Source organism: uncultured Lamprocystis sp. (assembly GCF_903933125.1).
In the GTDB taxonomy this organism is placed as follows: Bacteria; Pseudomonadota; Gammaproteobacteria; order Chromatiales; family Chromatiaceae; genus Thiodictyon.
Window position 1 is genome coordinate 1 of sequence record NZ_CAIZIZ010000198.1, and the last position, 3,744, is coordinate 3,744.

Annotated in this window: 2 protein-coding genes and 1 pseudogene; 2 read left to right on the forward strand and 1 reads right to left on the reverse strand. The window is 64.3% G+C overall.

What is annotated here, in order from left to right; genetic code table 11:
- Positions 1–970 precede the first annotated feature (970 nt).
- Both QZY03_RS10005 and QZY03_RS10010 read left to right on the forward strand, forming a co-directional pair.
- Positions 971–1,546 (forward strand): Uma2 family endonuclease, encoded by a 576-nt coding sequence (locus tag QZY03_RS10005; RefSeq protein ID WP_295580552.1) that lies wholly within the window; start codon positions 971–973, stop codon positions 1,544–1,546.
- Positions 1,547–1,646: 100 nt separating this feature from the next.
- Entirely contained in the window at positions 1,647–3,479 is a 1,833-nt protein-coding gene (locus QZY03_RS10010; RefSeq protein ID WP_295580554.1) for an SLC13 family permease, read from the forward strand.
- Here QZY03_RS10010 and QZY03_RS10015 read toward each other — a convergent pair.
- Positions 3,430–3,624 (reverse strand): annotated as a pseudogene (locus QZY03_RS10015) (hypothetical protein); the annotation flags it as partial. The gene QZY03_RS10010 and the pseudogene QZY03_RS10015 sit on opposite strands and share 50 nt — an antisense overlap.
- Positions 3,625–3,744 lie beyond the last annotated feature (120 nt).

A 3,744-nucleotide genomic window follows, 5' to 3' on the forward strand; every position in this document is an offset into this window, starting at 1 on the left:
GATGCCATCCGCAGCTTATAGGGACATGGAATCTCTCGATCAGGCGCTTAGCGATATCCTAGGTTCGGTAGGCGAAAAGTACAGTATCCAATTCGCTCATTGCTGATAGAGGGCTACAGATATTTCACTTGAAGTACTTAAGGCCCAACGTGTTCTAGATTTCACTAGGATGTTTGGGAGACTGCACGCAGTCTCATACCCAAACATCCTACCCCGTGTTCGGAGCGGGAGCGCGGCGCTACCTGATTTCGACTCCGGACGGCGGTGTCAGGCGGTTCCTGAGGTCTGACGTGGCCGGGGCGTCAAGGACCAAGACCAAACCAGACGTTACAAAACCAACACGACGCGCTCGGAAACACGCCCTATCCAGTATAAACACGAAGGGATGTTGAAATCGTGATCTGGGTCACGTTTTGGTGGTTTCGCGGTGTCCGTCTCGGCTCGACCGATCGCTCATCTGCGGCTCGATGGCCTGGCTGCAATTACGCAATTACGGTGACAGTGTACTAAATACAGTAATTACGGGTTGCGTTCAACGTCCATCCGCATTAGGTGCATTTAGTAAACTGTCATCGTAACATTTAGTAAACTGTCACCGTAACCGCAAGGCATAAGTCAAGACCTAACCCCATGACTCCTGACTCCCCATGATTCCCCTGACCCCATGACTCCCAACACAAGAAGGCCCATCACCCGATCCGATACCCTGGTCGGTGTCTCTGGCTGCAGAGGAAAGCGAGTGCTTGCAAGGGATGGTTGCCAGGGGGCAGATCCGTGGGCGGCTGGAGTGGGCGCAGGCCATGGCGACTAATGATCCTCCGCGCGAGGCGACGTGGATGGGCATCGCGCAACTGTGTCGTCGGCCCGCCGAGGCGAGGGTAGAGGACTGCGGTCGGGGCTGAACGCTTACGCTGGGAGCGATTGGCGCCACTTGGTAGACTGGCTCCGGAACTTTGCGAGAGCCCAAGCCATGCACGCGCACCAGAACACCCGCCCCAGTCTCTACGAACAGTTGGAAGCCCTGCCGGAAGGACTGACCGGGGAAATCCTCAACGGTCAGATCTACACCCAGCCCCGCCCGAGCGGCCCGCAGGTGTTTGCCGCGTCTGAGTTGGGCTATGAACTGCTCGGTCCGTTCGAGCGCGGACGCGGGGGCCCCGGCGGCTGGTGGATCGTTCAGGAACCCGAACTGCACTTCCTGCGCAACACCGAAGTTGATGTTCCAGACTTGGCCGGATGGCGCAAGGAGCGGCTACCCAGATTTCCGCGCGACCATCGCTTCACCGTGGTGCCGGATTGGGTGTGCGAGATTCTATCCCCCTCGACCGAAAGCAAAGACCGCAAAATCAAGATGCCAATCTACGCGCAGTATGGGGTTCCCTACGCCTGGCTGCTCGATCCGGTCGCGCACATCCTGGAAGCCTACGTCTTGGAAGACGGCGCTTGGCGGGAGATTGGCCGCTTCGCCGGCGCTGCGCCGGTCTCGGTGGCACCGTTCGAGGCGGTGACGATCAGGCTTGATGACTTGCGGGCACCGACCGAGTAGAGATCAAGGGGAAAAGGGCTTTGATCGTCATTCCGGCCACGGTGCCGATAGCGAGGTTGCTGGTCCGCGGAGCGGACCCTACGCGCGACCTGGAGGATTCATGCATCTCGATCTGATCCTGGTGTTGGCCCTGCTCGGCGGCGCCATCCTGATGTTCAGTCTGGGCCGGCCCCGGGCGGACGCGGTGGCTCTGATCATGCTGACGGGGCTGCCGTTCACCGGGGTGATCAGCGCCCGCGAGGCGGTCGCCGGGTTTGCCAATCCGAACATTATTCTGATCGCGGCCATGTTCGTGATCGGCGAGGCGCTGGCTCGCACCGGGGTCGCCCAGGCGCTCGGTGACTGGCTGGTGGCCCGCGGCGGACGCCGCCCCGCCCGGTTGGTCGCGACCCTCATGTTGATCGTCGGCGCCCTTGGCTCGGTGATGTACTCGACCGGGGTGGTGGCGATTTTCATCCCGGTCGCGCTGCGTGTCGCCCGTGCCGCCGGTCTTTCGCCGGCGCAGGTGCTGATGCCGGTGTCCTACGCGGCGTTGATGAGCGGCATGCTGACCCTGGTGGCCGCCGCGCCCAATCTCATCGTGAATTACGAGCTCACCCGCACCGGTGCCGCCGGACTCGACTTCTTTACCCTGACTCCGATCGGGCTGCCGATCCTGTTGCTCGGGATCGGCTATCTGCTCGTCGCGGGGCGCTGGCTGCGGCCGGCCGCGGCGGACGGCGTCGGCGCCGCGGTTCGTCCGGGGCTGACGGACTGGGTGCGGGACTATGGGCTTGCCGAACGCGAGCTGCGCGTGCGCTTGCGTCCGGACTCGCCGCTGATCGGTCGGCCGCTCCGCGACCTGGATTTGCAGGGGGCCGAAGGACTGACGGTCATTGCCGTCGAGCGCGTCGGACGGCTGCGCGCCGCCACCATCGCCCCCGATCCCGACACCGAGTTGGCGGCCGGCGACACGCTGCTGCTCGACAGCCCGACGCTGATCGCCGATGCCGACGGCCGCTGCGCGCGGCTCGGACTCGAACGCCTGCCGCTGTCCGGGGCCTACTTCACCGATCGCGCCCAAGTGCTGGGCATGGCCGAGATGCTGCTGCCGGCGGACTCGACTCTGATCGGCAAGACGCTGGCGTCGCTCGACTGGGCCGCGCGGCACGGGTTGGCCGCGGTCGGGCTGCGGCGCGGGCGTACCGCGATCCCCGCCCCGCGGCGCGCCGGCGAGCCGCTGCGGGCGGGCGACACCCTGCTGCTGGTCGGCACCTGGGCGGCGATCGGACGGCTGCGCGCGGGCGGTCACGATCTCGTGACACTCAATCTGCCGCGCGAGTTCGATGAGGTGCTGCCGGCCCAGGGCCGCGCGCCGCACGCCGTGCTGGTGCTCGCCATCACCGTGGGGCTGATGATCTCGGGATGGGTTCCCGCGATGCATGCGGCGCTGATCGGCTGTCTGCTGATGGGTCTACTTGGCTGCATCGACCTGGACAGCGCCTACCGGTCGATCAGTCTGCGCACCTTGGTGACGATCGCCGGCATGTTGCCGTTCGGGATCGCGTTGGAACGCACCGGCGGTATCGATCTGGCGGCCGGGGCTCTGGTGCAGGTGCTCGGCGATGCCGGCCCCCACCTGATTCTCGCCACCCTGTTCGCGATCACGGTCGTGCTTGGGCTCTTCATCGTGGCAGCGGCCAATGCGGTCCTGACGATCCCGGTGGCGCTGGCGCTGGCCGCCGAACTCGGGGCCTCGCCCTATCCCTTCGCCATCATCGTGGCGCTCGCCGCGTCCTCGGCCTTCATGACACCCATTGCGCCCCCGAACGCGATGGTCGCGACCGCCGGCGGCTATCGCTTCGCCGATTATGCGCGGTTGGGCTTCCCGCTGGTATTGCTGGTCATGGTGTTCGCGGTGACGGTGGTGCCGTGGCTCTATCCGCTGTACTAAAGCCGCTGATCCGGATCAAACCCAGCGTGCGTCCGGTCGTCGAGTCCGGTGTCTGCATGGCCGTATACAGCAGTTTGGATGGAATCAAGGAGGGTCCATAGCCGTATCCGTAGCCGGGCGTGACATCCAGCAGCAGTACCAGATCGCGTTCGGCATCGCATGGTTGACTCCTGCTTCTATGCTATCTTCTGGTCACGAAACGCCAGCTTCGTCACCCGGAATCCGGGCCTTGATCATCGTTCCGGCCAGCGCTTGCTCATTTGGA

Coding starts and splice junctions, on each gene's coding strand:
- QZY03_RS10010 (WP_295580554.1), top strand. CDS start 1,647: ATGCATCTCGATCTGATCCTGGTGTTGGCCCTGCTCGGCGGCGCCATC.
- QZY03_RS10005 (WP_295580552.1), top strand. CDS start 971: ATGCACGCGCACCAGAACACCCGCCCCAGTCTCTACGAACAGTTGGAA.